The organism is Aliiroseovarius sediminis (genome assembly GCF_022678485.1).
Lineage (GTDB): Bacteria > Pseudomonadota > Alphaproteobacteria > Rhodobacterales > Rhodobacteraceae > Aliiroseovarius > Aliiroseovarius sediminis.
The window spans coordinates 387,290-404,240 of record NZ_JALBYP010000021.1 but is presented as its reverse complement, the minus strand read 5'-3'; the positions used below and the strand labels follow the sequence as shown (position 1 = coordinate 404,240).

Genomic DNA, 16,951 nt, shown 5'->3' with positions numbered 1-16,951 from the left:
GTGCCCTTTTCCGTCACCACTGAGGCCTGATCACTCATCGGTTGCCACTCTCTGCTTGTCGTGATTGTGTTGGCGGGCAAGATGACCGATCAAGGCACATTATTCAATGCGCGATCTAAGACGTGCAGCAAAAAAGAAGCCACAGGCGTGTGCCCTTGGCAATAGGACGTGATGCGCATGACCGGCGTTGACATTCAGGCCATCGCGGCCAGCGTGCCTGCCGGGCAGCCCGTCCTGATCGCGGGGCCGACAGCCGCGGGCAAATCCGCGCTGGCGCTGGCCATTGCCGAGGCATCGGGCGGCGTGATCGTCAATGCGGACGCCTTGCAGGTGTTTGACAACTGGCGCGTCCTGACCGCCCGCCCCACCCCAGCGGACGAGGCCCGCGCGCCGCACCTTTTATACGGGCATATTCCCGGTGATCAGGACTATTCCGTGGGTCATTGGCTGCGCGACGTGGCGCCCATTCTGCAAGGGGATGAACGCCCGATCATTGTGGGCGGCACCGGTCTGAACCTGTCGGCGCTGACCGAGGGACTGGCCGATATTCCACCAACCTCCGCTCATGTGCGCGCCGAAGGCGAGGCGTTGCTGGCCGAAGGTGGCCTGGCTGCGCTTCTGGATGCCCTTGATCCCCTTACACTGGCGCGAATCGACCAGCAGAACCCCGCCCGCGTCGGCCGCGCGTGGGAAGTGCAGCGCACAACAGGGCGCGGTTTGGCAAGCTGGCAGGACGACACGCCACCGCCCTTGCTGCCCCTTAGCGACGCCTGCGCCTTCGTGCTGGACGCGGATCGAGATTGGTTGCGCGACCGGATCGAACGGCGCTTTGACCATATGCTTGATCAAGGTGCGCTGGACGAGACCCGCGCCAATCTGCTCGACTGGTCCCCCATGGCCCCCAGTGCCAAAGCCATCGGCGCGCCCGAGTTGGTCGCCTACCTGCAAGGCGAGCTGACATTGGATGAGGCGCGCGCGCGGGCGATCATCGCCTCGCAGCAATATGCCAAACGGCAACGGACGTGGTTTCGCAAACGGATGCGCGATTGGCAGGTGATTCCCCTGCCCTGACCCAAGCGGCGCGCGGTGGGCCGTATCCTGCCAAAGCACCGTTCTCATTTCCGCACCAATCCGCCGACTTACCCACATTTGTTGCAGAAACGCTGTGAACAAACTGTGGATAAGCCACTCTGCCAAAAAACCGTGAGACAGGAACGGTGTTTTGCGTTACCCATGAAGAATTGAATGTTTTGCCGCTAGATGATCTGATCTGGAACAAATGACCGAAACAACAGCTACGCCGTCCCAATTCCGTATCATGCCGCTTGCCCGGCTGGGCAATGGCGGACGCTGGCGGACCGAAGCCATGCGATCCTATGGCGCGCCGGTCCTGCTCTGGTTCACTCGTGGCCAGGGACGGATCACCGTCAATGGCGTGACCGCTGGATATGGCGCCCATAACTGCCTTTACCTGCCCGCCGGCACGATGCACGGGTTCGAAATGTCCAGCCAGGTCAACGGCACGGTCGTCGTCTTTCCTCAAGGCAGCGAAGACGAGCTTGCCCTGCCGGACGAGGCCGTTCATCTAAGGCTGCGCGAAACCGACAAGCAGACGACGTTAAGTCGTATGGTCGATAACCTGCACCGCGAGATGGAAAAGAACGCCCCCACATCGCACCGCGCCATGATGTGCCATGCAGGGCTTTTGTCGATCTGGCTGGAACGTCAGCTTGGTATGACAACTGCCGCAAAATCGACGATCACCGCCACCGGCCGGCTGGTCAACGCCTTTGCCGCGTTGGTAGAGCAAAAATTCCACACCGACAAAACGGTTCGTGATTACGCTGCGGAACTTGGCGTCACGCCAACGCATCTAAGCCGCGTGTGCAACCGCACCTGCGGGCGTCCGGCCTCGGCGATCCTGCAGGACCGCGTTCACTACGAAGCGCGGCGCTTGTTGACTGAAACGCATATTCCAATCAAGGACATCGCCGCGTCACTCGGGTTTGCCTCGGCAGCCTATTTCACCCGTGCTTTCCAAAAACAGACCGGCGTGACCCCGTCCGCCTTTCGCAAGAGCCGTTGAACGGGGCTGACAGGCCGTCAAGGGCTGGTTACTGTGGCCCGCCACCGGTGCGAACCGGACCCAGATATCGTAACCGAGTGTCCGCTTCATGAATTACAAACGCGCATCAACGATCCAGTTGATACTGCTGTCCGCCGCCGCTTATGCCGCCATTCCCGTTGCCTTGTCCGAAATGGACCCCCAGCTTGTGTCAAGCTTTCCGGTGGTGCTGATCGTGTTGAAGGTCGCCATCGCGTTGCCCGTCGGGCTGTCAGAATGGGGGCGTAGCCGCTTCTTGCGGTCCCTGCGCGATCGGCAGATCATCACCCTGGCCTCGATTCAGGCTTTCTTTTTCGTGGCTTCGCTGCTGTTCTTTACCTTATCTCTGCGGTCGTTGGACACCCCAGTTGCCATCGTTATTGCCGAAATCTGGCCGATCTTTTCGGCGTTTGCGATGGGCTTATTACTAAGCGATCAGCTTAGTCGACTTGTGGGCAGCGATTATTTGTGGGGCGGGATAGCGGCGCTGGGTGTCATGCTGGTTCTGGACCTGCCGTCAAAGATGGACGGGGTTGCGGCCAGTACATGGATCGGTGCGGCGTTGGCGCTGGCCTCGGCGGTGTCGATGGGGCTGTCTGTTGCCTTCAAGGCGCGCGCGGTGAAGCTTATGAAAGAACGTCACCAGATCGGGCCGGTGCTGAGCTTTTTTCTGCTTCAGTTCTTTTTTCTACCCGCCCTGCCGCTGTTTGCCCTTTACTTTGCGCTGTTTCCCGGCGCCGAGCCGGCGATTGACCTGCCGTTGTCAACCCTTTGGGTGGCGCTGCCGTGGGTGGCGGTGATTGTTTTGTTGAATTTCAGTTCGTCAGTGCTCTATTCCTACGCGACACTAAAATTGAAGCGCGCGTCTGACGGGTTCGTGTGGTTTTTTACGCCGGCCTTTTCGCTGCTTCTGTTCTCGCTCTGGACCGGCGAGGCGTTGAAGGGGCACGAATTGATCGGGCTGACTTTTATCCTCAGTTCGAACCTGCTTCTGACGATCGCCGCCGACACGAGCCGCGCATTCAAGTCGCTGGTGCTGACGCTTTTGGCCACCGGGTCGTGGTGCTATTTTTTCGAACCGTATTTCGTCCAGAACGACTATTACTTCGACGCCCTCAGCATCCTGAGTATCTTTTTCGTCGTCATTCTGGTTGAAGGGCTGGGTCAAGTCACGCGCCACACGGACGAAGAGGAACGGCTGCTGATTGGTCTGAACCACGCGCTGGCCGACAAATCCGCGCATCTGTCCGACGCCTTTCAATATCTGTGTGGGCGGCAGAATCCGGTGTGTTTCAAGCGGCGCTATCTTGTTCTGCGGCGGGCGTTGATTGCGGACGGGTATCGCGACATCGCGCTGGAACTGGACCGCCTGGCGCACGCGCGCAACCGCGCGATCCGGTTGGGAAAGCATGTATCATTGGCCGCCTGTCTTGTGGCGACAGCCTCGATCGGGTTGCTGGCGCGGCCGGAAACATGGCTGACCGAAATGTTCATTACGGTCTACCTGCCCTCGATGGTGTTTTCCTTCTTCATCCTGATTGAAGGGCAATTGGATATCGACAACTCGCTGTTTCGCCGGTTGACGACGCCGGGGCGCGCCCATGTGATCCGTATCATGTCGCTGCGTTCGCCCCGTGACAGTGTCATCTGGTCGCTGGTGCTCAGCGCGTTCATTATCGTGATCTATGCTTATGCGCTGTCCTTGTCACCTGCATAGGGCTTGCATCCATTCCAGAACTGGGCCCGCGACACGACCCCGGGTCCGACGCGATGACAGATCATATATTCGATCCGGCACAATGCCAGACCCGTTTCTTGGGGGCAGAAAGTATCCGCGATGGATCGAGGCTTGGGATGACGTTGTCTTATTTGAAGGACAAAGCGTCGATCTGCGCGTGTAAAGACGTTCCAGATCACCTGATCGCCAGGGATTGATCCGAACTAGCTGCCTAGAATCGCAAGCACATAGCCGCGCGTTTCTTTGTAAGGCGGCACGCCCGAGTATTTCTGCACCGCTTCCGGTCCCGCATTATACGCTGCAAGTGCCAACCGCCAGGACCGGAACCGGTCGTATTGCTGGCGCAGATACCGCGCGCCGCCCTCAAGGTTCTGGGCCGGGTCGCGTGGATTCACCCCCAGTTTGCGCGCGGTGAAAGGCATTAGTTGGGCCAGACCGATGGCGCCGGCATGGCTCAGCGCGCGGGGGTTCCATCCGCTTTCCTGCTGCACAAGGCGCAGGAAAAGATCTTGCGGAATGCCGTGACGCTGCGCTGCGGCCTTCGCCAGCGGCAGGAACTGACCTTTATATTTTCCGTTGAAGGCGGGGATGCCGTAGGTTGGTGCTGCTTCTTTGTTGGGCGTCAACCGTGTGCTGGAGGAATATTGCTGCGCGGCCCGTGTATCCAGAACGCGTGTCTGCGACGTAAACGCCGCCCGCCCGCCCGAACTAGTAAACAGGTTTTCGGCGAACGCCGCCCCGCCAATCGGTGATACGCCTGCGCTCAGGCCCAAAATACAGCCAAACGCCCTCAAAATCGTTGTGCGTGACATCCCTGTCCCCTGCCCGTTCCCCGGATATGGGGACGAACATAACGAACTTCGTCTTTCTGGGGAAGAGGGTGTCGCAATCTGACAGCGCCCGCGATGACGGGGTATGATAAACAGGGTGTTGCATTGTGCATTGCGGCCCATGTCCTGTCTGTCGCCAAGGTCGGGATTTTTGCGTTTTCCTCTGCCTGCCCACATGGTGTAACCATGAGGTTGAATTACAGAATCGAAAGGACGACGGATGGCGGGTTCGCTCAATAAGGTCATGCTCATCGGCAATCTGGGCGCTGACCCGGAAGTGCGCACATTCCAGAATGGCGGAAAGGTTTGCAACCTGCGCATCGCCACGTCTGAAACCTGGAAAGATCGCAACACCGGCGAACGGCGCGAAAAGACCGAATGGCATTCGGTCGCGGTGTTCTCTGAAGGACTGGTGCGCGTTTGTGAACAATACCTGCGCAAGGGCTCTAAAGTGTTTGTCGAGGGTAAGTTGCAGACCCGCAAATGGCAGGACCAATCTGGCAATGACCGCTATTCAACCGAGGTCGTATTGCAGGGCTTCGGCTCGACCCTGACGATGCTGGATGGTCGCGGTGACGGTGGTGGCGGTGGCCAAAGCAGCAGCGGTAATTACGGCGGCGGCAGCCAAGGTGGCTATGGTGGTGGCGACCCCGGACCGGCACCTGCTGGCGGTGGGTTCGACGACGAAATCCCGTTCTGATCCCAGCAGAAACGACACACGCAGCCGCCCCTTCGGGCGGCTGTTTTCTTAGGGCCTTGCCGTCCGCGCATCATCCAGAACCGACCGCACCACATCCATATCGACGCCATCGGCCACGAAGGCTTCGCCAATGGCGCGGGCCAGGACGAAACGCAGCTTGCCCTGTTCAACTTTCTTGTCCTGCCCCATCAGGGTGATCAGGCCATCGGTGTCCGGCAGATCGCCCGGAATATCGGACAGGTCTTTCTTCATCCCCATCGCCGCCAGATGCTGCCGGAAGCGCGAGGGGCTTTCCTGGCTGATCAGCCCCAACCGGGCTGAGGTCTCGAACGCCAATGCGCAGCCGATCGCTACGCCTTCGCCGTGCAGCAAGCGGTCGGAATAGCCGGTCGCGGCCTCCAGCGCGTGGCCGAATGTGTGGCCCAGGTTCAAAAGCGCGCGGTCGCCCTGCTCGGTTTCATCCCGCACCACGATGTCCGCCTTCATCTGGACGGACCAGCGCACGGCTTCTTCGCGCAGGTCCATGTCGCCCGCAGCAAGCGCAGAACCGTTGGCCTCTAGCCATTCAAAGAACGCACTGTCGCCAAGCCCGCCGTATTTCACAACCTCACCGTAACCGGCCAGAAAATCGCGTCGGGTCAGCGTGCCCAGCACGGCGATATCGGCCAGCACCAAAGACGGCTGATGAAACGCGCCGATCAGGTTTTTGCCTTGCGGCGCATTGATCCCGGTCTTGCCGCCCACAGAACTGTCTACCTGCGCCAGAAGCGAGGTGGGCACCTGCACGAATCGGACCCCCCGACGCAGGATGGCCGCAGCGAAGCCCACCAGATCACCGATCACGCCGCCGCCAAAGGCGATCACCACATCATTGCGCTCGACCCGCTGCTCAAGCAGCCATTCGACCGTCTGCATCAGGTGTGGCCAGCTTTTCGTGCTCTCGCCGGGCGGCAGGATCAAGGCCTCGGACGCGATCCCCTTGTCCTCAAGACCTTCCTTCAACGTGGCCAGATGCAACCCTGCCACCGTCTCTTCCGTCACGACCCAGACCTTGGGACGGTGCAATAGCGGCGCGATTTCCGCGCCCGCCCGCAACAGCAACCCCGGTCCAATCCGAACATCATAGGCGCGATCACCAAGCGGAACGTGAACTGTCGTCATCTCAGGTCTCCTCAAGCACGTCGGGGCGGGTCAGCAGTGCCTGAACCACTGCGTCCGCCATGTCGGCAATGGAATAACCGGGCTGTGCCGCAACCGATAAATCGGCCTTGGCATAGATCGGAACGCGGGCGTCATAGATCTGGGTCAATGTCGCCTTGGGATCGGGCGTGCGCAGCAACGGGCGCGTGTCTTTGTGACGCACGCGGGCCCAAAGCAGTTCAAGATCAGCCTTCAACCATACCGCCACACCGCGTTCCGCGATCATGGCGCGGTTGCGCGCGGACATGAAGGCGCCGCCGCCTGTGGACAGAACCGCGCGTTCGGTATCCAAAAGCCGCCCGATCACCTCGGCCTCGCGGTCGCGGAAGAAATCTTCGCCGTCGCGTTCGAAAATCTCTGAAATCGACATGTTCGCGGCGCGCACGATCTCTTCGTCGCTGTCCAAGAACGGCACGCGCAGCCGGTTGGCGACAGCTTGCCCCACCGCGGTCTTGCCCGCGCCCATCATGCCCACCATGACGATGGATTTCTTCACCTTGAAGGCCAAAACGGCGTCCACTTGCCCAAATTCAAATTTCTTTCCTGAATGGCGTGATCTTGCTGGAAATGCCATATATAAATCCAACAAAACACCACTTGAGGCAGAAAATGGGTGGAATGACATGCTGATCCGCTTGATCAAGCTTTTACTTTTCTTGGCGATTGTCGGCTTTATCGGGCTGACGGGATTCGCGTTCTTCGGGGATATGGAGCCGCGCACAGCACCGCAAAGCAGCACCGTGACCTTGGATGGCGGCTAACATGCCCGTTGCCAGTAGACATAGGGGCGCTGCCTGTCTGAGCGGCGCTGTCTTGTATCTGCTGATTGGGATGGCACCCGCAGCGTATGCGCAAGTGGCTGAAGGGTCGCGCCCCCTGTCGGCCATCGATTGGTTGTCAGACAGCATCGCCCTGCCTCCGCCATCGTCGGATAATGCTATATTGCCGCCCGCGCTGGATGAACCCGCCACCAGCACCGGTGCTTCGGTCGCCGAGGTGACGATGACCTTGCTGAAAACGCCTGTGCTGGACGCGGTCGGTCTGTTGCCGCATATCGTCACCGGTTTGCCGCGTGATCTCTGGGGCATGTCGCGCCCGGATGATCTGGCGCGCCGTATCTCTGCGCTTGATCTGGATTTACTGCCTGCGATGCAGGACTTCCTGATGCGCCTTATGTTGGCCGAGCTTGATCCCCCCAAGGGCTCCAGCGCCGCCGAAGATCGGCTGTTCTTGGCCCGCGTTGACCGGCTTCTGTCCGTTGGCGCTCTGGATCAGGCCGAGGCACTTCTGTCCCGCGCCGGGTCCGTGAACCCGCGCGTGTTTCGCCGCGCGTTCGACACCGCTCTTCTGATGGGCAACGAAGACCAGCAATGCACGACACTGCGCGCGACGCCTGATCTTAGCCCCACTTTTACTGCCCGCGTCTTTTGCCTTGCCCGCAGCGGTGATTGGGACGCGGCTGTTCTGACCTTGGAAACAGGTCGCGCGTTGGGCTATATCAGCGATGAAGACGACGCGCTGCTGGCGCGATTCCTTGACCCCGAATTGTTCGAGGGGGAAGAGGATCTGCCACGGCCCGACCATCCCTCACCCCTCACCTTTCGCATGTTCGAGGCCATCGGGCTGCATATCGAAACATCGTCCCTGCCGCTGGCTTTCGCGCAGGCCGATCTGCGCGCCAATATTGGTTGGAAGGCCCGCGCCCAAGCGGGAGAGCGTCTGGCGCGCTATGGCGCAGTGCAGGACAACCAGCTTCTTGGTCTGTATTCCGAACGCAAACCGGCCGCATCGGGCGGGATCTGGGACCGGATGAGCGCGGTGAACAAAGTCGAACAGGCTTTGGCCGATGATGATGACAATCGGCTGGCCCGCGCAGTTTTGGACCTTTGGCCGCATTTGGAAGAAATCGGCTTGGAAGTGCCGTTCGCACAAGTGTTCGGTGCCGATCTGGCCGCGCGCAACCTGCCGGGGGATGCGGGCGATATTGCGCTGCGTATGGGGCTTTTGTCTGACCGGTTCGAAGCGGTCGCCAACGACGCGACTCCGCGCCCAGACGATCCGCTTGCCACGATCCTTCTGGGCCTTGCGCGGGGTCAGGTATCAAGCCTTGCGCCCATCGATGACAAGAGCCGCGCGGTGCTGGAAGGATTCACCGCCACCACCCTGCCCGTGCGCCTGCAATCGCTTGTCGGGCAGGACCGGCTGGGCGAAGCGATCTTGCGCGCCATCGCCCTGTTCACCAATGGCCGCACCGGCAATCTGGACGAGTTGACCGACGCACTGGCGCTGTTTCGCCATGTTGGTCTGGAACAGCTTGCGCGGCAGGCAGCACTTGAATTCCTGATCCTTGAGAGGCGCGGATGAACGCCGATCACGCCCGCTGGATTTCGACGTTTCTGGAAGCACAGGCGGCCGAGCTTGACGCGTCAGAGAACACCCTTCTGGCCTATGGCCGCGACCTCAAGGGCTTTGCCGAGTTTGCAGGTGACAAGGGGCTGAATTTTGCCGCCATCACCCGCGCCGATATCGAGGCCTTCATGGTCGATTGCGATACGATGGGGCTGGCCCAGTCCACCCGCGCCCGCCGACTGTCCGCGATCAAGCAGCTTTATCGTTTTGCCTATGAAGAAGGCTGGCGCAAGGACAACCCGGCGATCAAGATCAAGGGGCCCGGTCGGTCGAAATCCCTGCCGAAAATCCTGAGTGAAGATCAGGTCGAGGCACTGTTGACCACCGCGCGCACCCATGGCCGCAGCCCGATGGACAAGCTGCGCAACACTTGCCTGATGGAGCTTCTCTATGCCACCGGGATGCGGGTCAGCGAGCTTGTCACCCTGCCCGTCGCCGCCGCAAGGGGCGAACCGCATATGCTGCTGGTCAAGGGCAAGGGCGGCAAGGAGCGGATGGTCCCGCTGTCCGCCCCGGCCCGCGATGCGCTGGTCGTCTGGCTGGACGCGCGCGACACCGCCGAGGAGGACGCGCGGGTTCAGAAAGGCACCAAGCCCCCGCCCTTTCTGTTTCCATCAACGGGACAAAGCGGCCACCTGACCCGGCATCGTTTCTACGGCCTGATCAAAGAGATTGCTTTGGCCGCCGGCGTCGCGCCCGACGCGGTTACGCCGCACCGTTTGCGCCATGCCTTTGCCACCCATCTTCTGGCGCATGGGGCCGATCTGCGCTCGATCCAGACGCTTTTGGGCCACGCCGACATCTCGACCACCGAGATTTATACGCATGTGCTGGAAGAACGGCTGAAAGACTTGGTGCTGACCCATCATCCGTTGGCAGAACCGGACTGAGACGTTATTGCGCTATACATTCGGGGGCGAACAGGTTATCAGCCCGCTTTCGCACCTCTTCCTACAGGCCCGTAGGATGGGCCGCCCGACCTACCCCTATGAAACAACAGAATCGACGAACCGTGAAACAGCCTATCTCTGACGCGCTTGCCGAGCGTGGATATGACACCCTGACCCAAGTCCAGACCGCCGTGTCCGACCCTGATTTGCTAGGCGCGGACCTGTTGGTGTCGGCCCAGACCGGATCGGGCAAGACGGTGGGCTTCGGCCTTGCCATTGCGCCTGTTCTATTGGGGGATGACGACCAGTTCGGACCCGCCGCAAGCCCGCTGGGGCTGGTCATCGCGCCGACGCGCGAGCTGGCGATGCAGGTGAAACGCGAGCTGATTTGGCTGTTTGCCAAGACCGGCGCGGTTGTGGCGTCCTGCGTGGGTGGGATGGACATGCGCGATGAACGTCGCGCCCTGGCCCGCGGTGCCCATATCGTTGTCGCAACCCCCGGGCGTCTGCGTGACCACGTCATGCGTGGCTCGATCGACCTGTCGGCGCTGCGCAGCGTGGTGCTGGACGAAGCGGACGAGATGCTGGATCTGGGCTTTCGCGAAGACCTAGAGTTCATTCTGGACGAAACCCCCGAAGATCGCCAAACCCTGCTGTTTTCGGCGACCGTGCCTAAAAGCATCGCGACCCTTGCCGCGCGTTATCAGAAAGACGCGCACCGTGTGACAACGGTGGCCGAGAAAAGCCAGCACAGCGATATCGAATACCGCGCGATGGCAGTTGCCCCGCGTGATGGCGAGAACGCGATCATCAACGTGCTGCGCTTCTTCGAGGCACCAAATGCGCTCATCTTCTGCAACACCCGCGCGATGGTCAGCCGGCTGGCGACGCGCCTGTCGAACCGGGGCTTCTCGGTCGTGGCGCTGTCCGGTGAGTTGACCCAGAACGAACGGTCGAACGCGCTGCAATCTATGCGGGACGGACGGGCGCGGATATGTGTGGCCACAGATGTGGCCGCGCGCGGGATCGACCTGCCGAAGCTGGATCTGGTGATCCATGCCGAACTGCCCAACAACCACGAAACCCTTCTGCACAGATCGGGCCGCACCGGGCGTGCCGGGCGCAAAGGGGTCAGCGTGCTGATCGTGCCGCCGGTCGCGCGCAAGAAGGCCGAACGCCTGCTGCGCTTTGCCAAGCTGTCCGCTGATTGGGGCCCTGCCCCTTCGGCGCAAGAGGTGCAGGCCGAGGATCAGAAACGGATTCTGGCTGATGAGGTCTGGGCGCAGGAACCCACCGCGAACGAGGCTGCCTTGGCCGAGGAATTGGTGGAAACCTTCACCCCAGCACAACTTGCGGCCGCGTATCTGAAGCTTTACCACACGGCCCACGCCGCGCCCGAGGAACTGTCCCCCGCCAACGCCAAACCGGAAAAGCGTGAACCCTTCGGGCCAAGCGTCTGGTTCACCCTTGCCAAGGGGCGCAATCAGGGGGCGGACCCGCGCCACCTGTTGCCCATGCTTTGCAAAGCCGGCGGCATGTCGCGCGGCGATATAGGCGCGATCCGTCTGCAAGACGACCAGTCGTTCTTCGAAGTGAAAGCAGATAAGGTCCCCGGCTTCCTGTCGTCCATCGGCACCGGCATGTCGATCGAGGGCTTTGGGGTCAATCAATTGGACACCCCGCCCGACCTGGCGCGCGCCGGCAAGCCTGCGCCGCGCGGCAAGCCACGCAAATTCGATAAGGTAGAACCAAAGCCCCACCGCAAAGGCCCGGCCAAAAGTGCTGCGCCGTCCGATCGCAAGCCCAACCCCAAGCATAAGTGGAAAGACGACAAGGACGCAGATCGCCCGATCAAAGCCTATGCCAAGACAAAGGACGAGGATCGGAAACCTCGCAAAGCGTCCAAACATGATGATGACAAGCCCAAGGGCAAGCGGCCCACCGACGACAAGAAGGGACCGCCACCGCCGAAGGGTAAAGCCTCCAGCAAGAAAAACCGGGCGCGGGCGGCGGCCAAAGCTGTTGCGAAAGCCAAGGGCGGCGATGCGGCCCCCAAGCGGCGCAAAGGCTAGATCGCGCGTGCCATGCGGCACGTCGCGCTTGCCCCTGGATCAGACGGTGTTGTTCTGGGGGTCGTAAAGCTGGGCCGCGCGCGCTTCGAACGCGGCGACGATGCGCTGCATCGCTTCGTTAAAGACTAGCCCGATTACCTTTTGCAGAATTACGCTTTTGAATTCGAAATCCACGAAGAATTCAACCTCGCAGCCGCCGTCTGCGGGGGTAAAAATCCAATATGATTTCAAATACTTGAACGGTCCGTCAAGGTATTCTGTATCAATTCGCCGCGCGTCCTTGTCCAACCAGACGCGGCTGGCAAAACGTTCGCGGAACACCTTGAAACTGATCACCAGATCGGCATCCATCAGGTCACGCCCATCGGGCTGTGGCGTCACCCGCCGCACCCGTGCGGCTGAATTCCACGGCAGAAATTCGGGGTATCGCCCAACATCTGCGACCAGATCATACATCTGATCGGCCGTGTATGGCATGGTGCGCTTTTCCCCATGTGTCGGCATGATGAGGTTTCCCCTTCTCACTTCGCTGCGTATGTCTTAGGAATACGACCGGAAATCAAGGGGGAACACATGGCACAGCGTCCATATGTCATTGATATGATGATCTCGGCCAAACAAATCGCGGCGCGGGTCGAAGAATTGTCGCAGGATATTCAGGATGAATTCAGCGACACCGAAAAGCTGGTGGTGGTGGGCCTTCTGCGTGGATCCTTTGTCTTCATCGCGGACGTGGTGCGTGAATTGGATCTGCCGGTCGAGGTCGATTTTCTTGAGGCCTCGTCCTATGGTGATGGTACCGAAAGCAGTCGGGAAGTCCGTATTCTCAAGGACTTGCGAGGCGAGATTGCAGGGCGCGACGTACTTGTCGTCGAAGACATTGTCGACACCGGCTTCACCTTGAAACACGTCGTCGGACTGCTGAAAGCTAGATCCCCGCGCAAGCTGAAAACCATTGCCTTGCTTGATAAACCGTCCCGGCGCGAGGTCGATATCAGTGCCGACTGGACCGGTTTTGAAATCCCTGATGAGTTCGTCGTGGGCTACGGCATTGACTTTGCACAGCGCGACCGCAACCTGCCCCATATCGGTAAAGTGCGGTTTCTGGATGAAGGCTGAGGCATGAACCCGCGTTGGTTCATGCGCATGTCGCGATGGGCGCGCCGCCCGCCTTCGGCAAAACGGGTGAAGCTTGTGTTTTTCGTCTTAGCGATCTGTTTGCTGCTGGTGGTGATTGAAAAACTCTTCGGCACCCCCGACTGGATGCAGATCGAACGACTACGGTTTAGGCCGTAAATTTATTAATTATCAACCGTTTGCCAGCTGCGCCTCACGTGCTGCGCGAAGCTGCGCGAAGTCATCTCCTGCGTGATAGGATGATCGGGTAAGCGGCGTCGACGACACCATCAGGAAACCCTTGCCGTAAGCTGCGGTCTCGTAATCCTTGAACTCGTCGGGATGCACGAAGCGTTCCACCGCGTGGTGTTTCGGAGTCGGTTGCAGGTATTGGCCAATGGTCAGAAAGTCGATATCGGCGGCGCGCATGTCGTCCATGACCTGCAAAACGCCCTGACGATCTTCGCCAAGACCGACCATTATGCCGGATTTGGTGAACATCGCCGGGTCCAGCTCTTTCACCCGCTGCAACAGGCGCAGCGAATGGAAATACCGCGCGCCGGGGCGCACCTGCGGATACAGGCCTGGCACAGTTTCAAGGTTGTGGTTGAACACATCGGGTCGTGCCTCGACCACGGTTTCCAAAACGGAAGACTCGCATTTCAGGAAATCCGGCGTCAAAATCTCGATCGTCGTTGCGGGCGACTGGTGGCGAATGGCGCGGATGGTTTGCGCGAAATGATCTGCACCGCCGTCTTTCAGATCGTCCCGGTCAACCGAGGTGATCACCACGTGGTTCAGTCCCAGTTTCTTGACAGCATGCGCCACACGCCCCGGTTCAAAGGCGTCCAGATCGTCGGGTCGTCCGGTGGCGACGTTGCAGAAGGTGCAGCCGCGGGTGCAGATCTCGCCCATGATCATCATGGTGGCGTGGCCTTGGCTCCAGCATTCGCCGGCATTGGGGCATGCGGCTTCTTCGCAGACGGTGGCCAGGTTGTTTTCGCGCATGATCCTGTGCGTTTCGGCATACCCTTTGCCGCCGGGTGCTTTCACGCGAATCCAGCTGGGTTTCTTCGGCTGGGCGTTATCCGGGCGATGTGCCTTTTCAGGATGACGGCTTTCAGGAATTTTCAGATCACGCATGGTTTCCTCCGCAGCGGGAATGGCTTGGTGACGTATAACGCGATCACAGCGCCGAGTCACCTTGAAAGCCGCATGGCTGACTTGCGTTCAGCGCATGGCGGTCTTAGGCGGTCGCGCCGTATTTCCCGACCACTACCCTGCGCCTTTTCGCCGCCGTCGCGCAATGACTCCTTGTAAAATCCCGGTTGAGCCCCATTTGGAATCGTTCTAACAAACGACCAACCCGCGTCGCGTGATTCTGCGCGCGCTCAGACAGAAGGATTTTAGACATGCAAGCTGGCGTTCGCGTTCCCAGTATCACTTTCCGCACCCGCGTTAGGGATGATAGCATCGAAGGCCCCAACCCCTTCCGCTGGCAGGACATGACCTCGGACGATTACTTCAAAGGCAAGCGCGTTGTGCTGTTCTCGCTGCCCGGCGCGTTCACGCCCACATGCTCGACCTACCAGCTGCCGGGCTTTGAAAACGGTGCTGACGACTTCCGTGCCCAAGGCATCGACGAGATCTATTGCATGTCCGTCAATGACAGCTTCGTCATGAACGCATGGGCCCGCAACCAGGAACTTGAGAACGTCAAGGTCATCCCCGACGGCTCGGGCGAATTCACCCGCGGCATGGGGATGCTGGTCAACAAGGACAACCTTGGCTTCGGTGCCCGCTCGTGGCGCTATGCCGCAGTCATCAACGATGGTGTGGTCGAAGCATGGTTCGAAGAGCCGGGTCGCTGCGACAACCACGGCGAAGACCCCTATGGCGAAAGCGCACCCGAGACCGTTATGGCCTGGCTGAAAGAGGCCGGCGAAAAGGTCGCTTAAAGCGTTTCAGACTGACAGATAGAAAAGGGCCGCTGTGATCAGCGGCCCTAGTCTTTTTTGATAGAGCGACAACAACCGGATGCCTTGCCTTTTTGCACAGAAAAACGGGAGTTGATGCTGTGCAGCGAACTGCAAGAACCCACCTTGCTCAATACGTACGTGATTGGTAACTGCTTCTATCCATGTGATTAATACGAAAAAGAAGGAATAGTAGATGAAGGATCGGATTTTGAAGTCGGGTATCGTCTTGGCATCAGTTTTGGCGATGAGCGCATGTTCAGCAACTTGGGAAGAGGACGGCATCAAAGGCACCCAAGCCAACGCATCGGTTCAAGCTCAGAAAACTGCTGCAGCGCCCTCCGCGCCCAAAACAGCGGATCAAATCCAGCTGTTTGCCGACAGCACTGCAGGGCAGGACTACACTGTTATCCAAGATGTCAAAGTTGCCGTGAATAAGACAACCGCGTTTAACGCAGATCCGACTATCGAACAGGTAAAGGAGCGGTTGAAAGCATCCGCCGCAAAACTGGGTGGGGATGCCGTTATCAATGTTGTCATTTCCGAAGTGAAAGTTCGCGCCCTCAGTTGGGGAGGTCGAACTGGAACTGGCACCGTCGTAAAGTATTAACGACCCTGCGCGCCGTAGTATGCCCAGTAGCTGAAGCTCGCTTCACAAGCTATTGGGCATCAAGGTAATGGGCATTGCAGCCGAGAAAGAATGATAGGGCCGGGCTTTTTTCAAATCTATACGCACCTATCCACCAACCCCCTTCAACCCCTTCAAGAACCGCGCCGCGTTTTTCTGATAGTGCACAGCAGACTCATACAGCCCCTTGATCGTCGCTGCATCCAGATCTCGCACCACTTTGCCGGGCGCGCCCAGAACCATTGATCCATCCGGGATCACCTTGCCTTCCGTCACCAACGCCCCTGCCCCGATTAAGCAGTTATTGCCAATCACCGCCCCGTTCATCACGGTCGCGTTCATGCCGATCAGGCTGCCGTCGCCGATGGTGCAGCCGTGCAGAAGCACTTTGTGGCCGACCGTGACGTTTTCACCGATGGTCAGGGGGAAGCCCATATCGGTGTGAAAGACGCAGTTTTCCTGCACGTTGGTGCCCGCGCCCACGTCGATCAACTCGTTGTCCCCCCGCAGGGTCGATCCAAACCAGACCGAGGCGCGCGCGCCGATCCGCACCTTGCCAATCAGGTTGGCGTCGGGCGCGATGAAAGCGTCGTCAGCGATGTCAGGTGAAATTCCGTCCAATTCATAGATCATTCGCGTCCCTCCTCAAACTCAGCCTGCAACTTGCGCACATGAGCCAGCAAACCGGGTTGCTGATTGCGGCGCTGGCGTGTGGCGTTCACGATGGTGATCAACTTTTGCGCGGTTTCTTCCAGATCGTCATTGATCAGCACATAGTCATAACTGCCCCAATGACTGATCTCGTCCCAGCTTTTCTGCATGCGTTTCTGGATCACGTCATCGCTGTCCTGCCCACGTCCAACCAGACGGGCCCGCAGTTCGGTGATGGAAGGCGGCAGAATGAAGATCGACAGCGAATGCGACGCCATGGACGAATTGCGGATCTGCACTTCGCCCTGCCAGTCGACGTCAAACAAAACATCCTTGCCGCTTTCAATGGCTTTGCGCACAGGTTCCGCGGGCGAGCCATAGAAATTGCCGAAGACGTGGGCGTGTTCCAACATCTCGCCTTGTATGACCATATCCTTGAACTTGGCCTCGTCCACGAAATGGTAATGCTGGCCGTCCACCTCGCCGTCACGCGGCGCGCGGGTGGTTGCCGAGACCGAGAAACTGAGCGTCGAATCCCAGTCCATCAGCCGTCGCGCCAGTGTCGATTTCCCGGCACCCGATGGCGATGACAGGATAATAAGAAGGCCGCGTCGCTGGTTGTTCGGGGCGCTCATGT

19 protein-coding genes are annotated in these 16,951 nt (G+C 59.7%); 12 read left to right on the top strand and 7 right to left on the bottom strand.

From position 1 onward, the window contains the following. Positions 1–177: 177 nt before the first annotated feature. From miaA to MN186_RS04375, 3 genes are all read left to right on the top strand, one after another. Entirely contained in the window at positions 178–1,071 is an 894-nt protein-coding gene (gene miaA, locus MN186_RS04385) for a tRNA (adenosine(37)-N6)-dimethylallyltransferase MiaA (protein ID WP_242112558.1), read from the top strand. Positions 1,072–1,279: 208 nt separating this feature from the next. Continuing rightward, the gene (locus MN186_RS04380; protein WP_242112556.1) at positions 1,280–2,086 is read left to right on the top strand and encodes an AraC family transcriptional regulator; all 807 of its coding nucleotides are present in this window, start codon (positions 1,280–1,282) and stop codon (positions 2,084–2,086) included. An 88-nt stretch (positions 2,087–2,174) separates the two neighbouring features. Then, positions 2,175–3,821 (top strand): hypothetical protein, encoded by a 1,647-nt coding sequence (locus MN186_RS04375; RefSeq protein ID WP_242112554.1) that lies wholly within the window; start codon positions 2,175–2,177, stop codon positions 3,819–3,821. 224 nt (positions 3,822–4,045) lie between these two features. Here the strand turns inward: MN186_RS04375 and MN186_RS04370 are convergent, their stop codons facing one another. Then, positions 4,046–4,654: a lytic transglycosylase domain-containing protein gene (locus MN186_RS04370; protein WP_242112552.1), complete on the bottom strand. Its 609-nt coding sequence runs from the start codon at positions 4,652–4,654 to the stop codon at positions 4,046–4,048. A 238-nt stretch (positions 4,655–4,892) separates the two neighbouring features. On the opposite strand from MN186_RS04370, the gene ssb reads away from it, so the two are divergent. Further along, positions 4,893–5,372, top strand: a complete 480-nt coding sequence (gene ssb, locus MN186_RS04365) for a single-stranded DNA-binding protein (RefSeq protein ID WP_242112545.1) — start codon at positions 4,893–4,895, stop codon at positions 5,370–5,372. Positions 5,373–5,420: 48 nt separating this feature from the next. Here the strand turns inward: ssb and aroB are convergent, their stop codons facing one another. Then, positions 5,421–6,533: a 3-dehydroquinate synthase gene (gene aroB, locus MN186_RS04360; protein ID WP_242112543.1), complete on the bottom strand. Its 1,113-nt coding sequence runs from the start codon at positions 6,531–6,533 to the stop codon at positions 5,421–5,423. Position 6,534: 1 nt separating this feature from the next. Continuing rightward, positions 6,535–7,146, bottom strand: coding sequence for a shikimate kinase (locus MN186_RS04355; RefSeq protein ID WP_255743723.1), 612 nt, complete (start codon positions 7,144–7,146; stop codon positions 6,535–6,537). A 49-nt stretch (positions 7,147–7,195) separates the two neighbouring features. On the opposite strand from MN186_RS04355, the gene MN186_RS04350 reads away from it, so the two are divergent. The 4 genes from MN186_RS04350 to MN186_RS04335 all read left to right on the top strand — a co-directional run bounded on the left by MN186_RS04350 (position 7,196) and on the right by MN186_RS04335 (position 11,943). Next, a complete protein-coding gene (locus tag MN186_RS04350) occupies positions 7,196–7,333 on the top strand; it encodes a hypothetical protein (RefSeq protein ID WP_242112541.1) in 138 nt (45 codons plus the stop codon). A 70-nt stretch (positions 7,334–7,403) separates the two neighbouring features. Then, on the top strand, positions 7,404–8,936 hold the full coding sequence (locus tag MN186_RS04345; protein ID WP_242112539.1) for a hypothetical protein: 1,533 nt from the start codon (positions 7,404–7,406) through the stop codon (positions 8,934–8,936). Beyond that, on the top strand, positions 8,933–9,871 hold the full coding sequence (locus MN186_RS04340; protein WP_242112529.1) for a site-specific tyrosine recombinase XerD: 939 nt from the start codon (positions 8,933–8,935) through the stop codon (positions 9,869–9,871). Before MN186_RS04345 ends, MN186_RS04340 begins: the two co-directional genes overlap by 4 nt. Positions 9,872–9,993: 122 nt before the next feature. Next, positions 9,994–11,943, top strand: coding sequence for a DEAD/DEAH box helicase (locus MN186_RS04335; RefSeq protein ID WP_420838897.1), 1,950 nt, complete (start codon positions 9,994–9,996; stop codon positions 11,941–11,943). A gap of 39 nt (positions 11,944–11,982) precedes the next feature. Here MN186_RS04335 and MN186_RS04330 read toward each other — a convergent pair whose 3' ends face one another. Further along, the gene (locus MN186_RS04330; RefSeq protein WP_242112516.1) at positions 11,983–12,447 is read right to left on the bottom strand and encodes a type II toxin-antitoxin system RatA family toxin; all 465 of its coding nucleotides are present in this window, start codon (positions 12,445–12,447) and stop codon (positions 11,983–11,985) included. Positions 12,448–12,516: 69 nt separating this feature from the next. On the opposite strand from MN186_RS04330, the gene hpt reads away from it, so the two are divergent. Further along, the gene (hpt, locus tag MN186_RS04325; RefSeq protein WP_242112508.1) at positions 12,517–13,062 is read left to right on the top strand and encodes a hypoxanthine phosphoribosyltransferase; all 546 of its coding nucleotides are present in this window, start codon (positions 12,517–12,519) and stop codon (positions 13,060–13,062) included. Positions 13,063–13,065: 3 nt separating this feature from the next. Further along, positions 13,066–13,239, top strand: coding sequence for a hypothetical protein (locus tag MN186_RS04320; protein ID WP_242112505.1), 174 nt, complete (start codon positions 13,066–13,068; stop codon positions 13,237–13,239). A gap of 12 nt (positions 13,240–13,251) precedes the next feature. Here MN186_RS04320 and lipA read toward each other — a convergent pair whose 3' ends face one another. Continuing rightward, a complete protein-coding gene (gene lipA, locus MN186_RS04315; protein ID WP_242112502.1) occupies positions 13,252–14,202 on the bottom strand; it encodes a lipoyl synthase in 951 nt (316 codons plus the stop codon). A gap of 269 nt (positions 14,203–14,471) precedes the next feature. Between lipA and MN186_RS04310 the strand changes: the two genes are divergently transcribed. Next, positions 14,472–15,017 (top strand): peroxiredoxin, encoded by a 546-nt coding sequence (locus tag MN186_RS04310; RefSeq protein WP_242112483.1) that lies wholly within the window; start codon positions 14,472–14,474, stop codon positions 15,015–15,017. Between the two features lie 214 nt (positions 15,018–15,231). Continuing rightward, positions 15,232–15,645, top strand: coding sequence for a hypothetical protein (locus MN186_RS04305; protein ID WP_242112481.1), 414 nt, complete (start codon positions 15,232–15,234; stop codon positions 15,643–15,645). Positions 15,646–15,771: 126 nt separating this feature from the next. On the opposite strand, the gene MN186_RS04300 is transcribed toward MN186_RS04305, so the two are convergent. Then, positions 15,772–16,296, bottom strand: a complete 525-nt coding sequence (locus MN186_RS04300) for a gamma carbonic anhydrase family protein (RefSeq protein WP_242112479.1) — start codon at positions 16,294–16,296, stop codon at positions 15,772–15,774. Then, positions 16,293–16,949, bottom strand: coding sequence for a guanylate kinase (gene gmk / locus MN186_RS04295; protein WP_242112474.1), 657 nt, complete (start codon positions 16,947–16,949; stop codon positions 16,293–16,295). Before gmk ends, MN186_RS04300 begins: the two co-directional genes overlap by 4 nt. Positions 16,950–16,951: the final 2 nt, after the last annotated feature.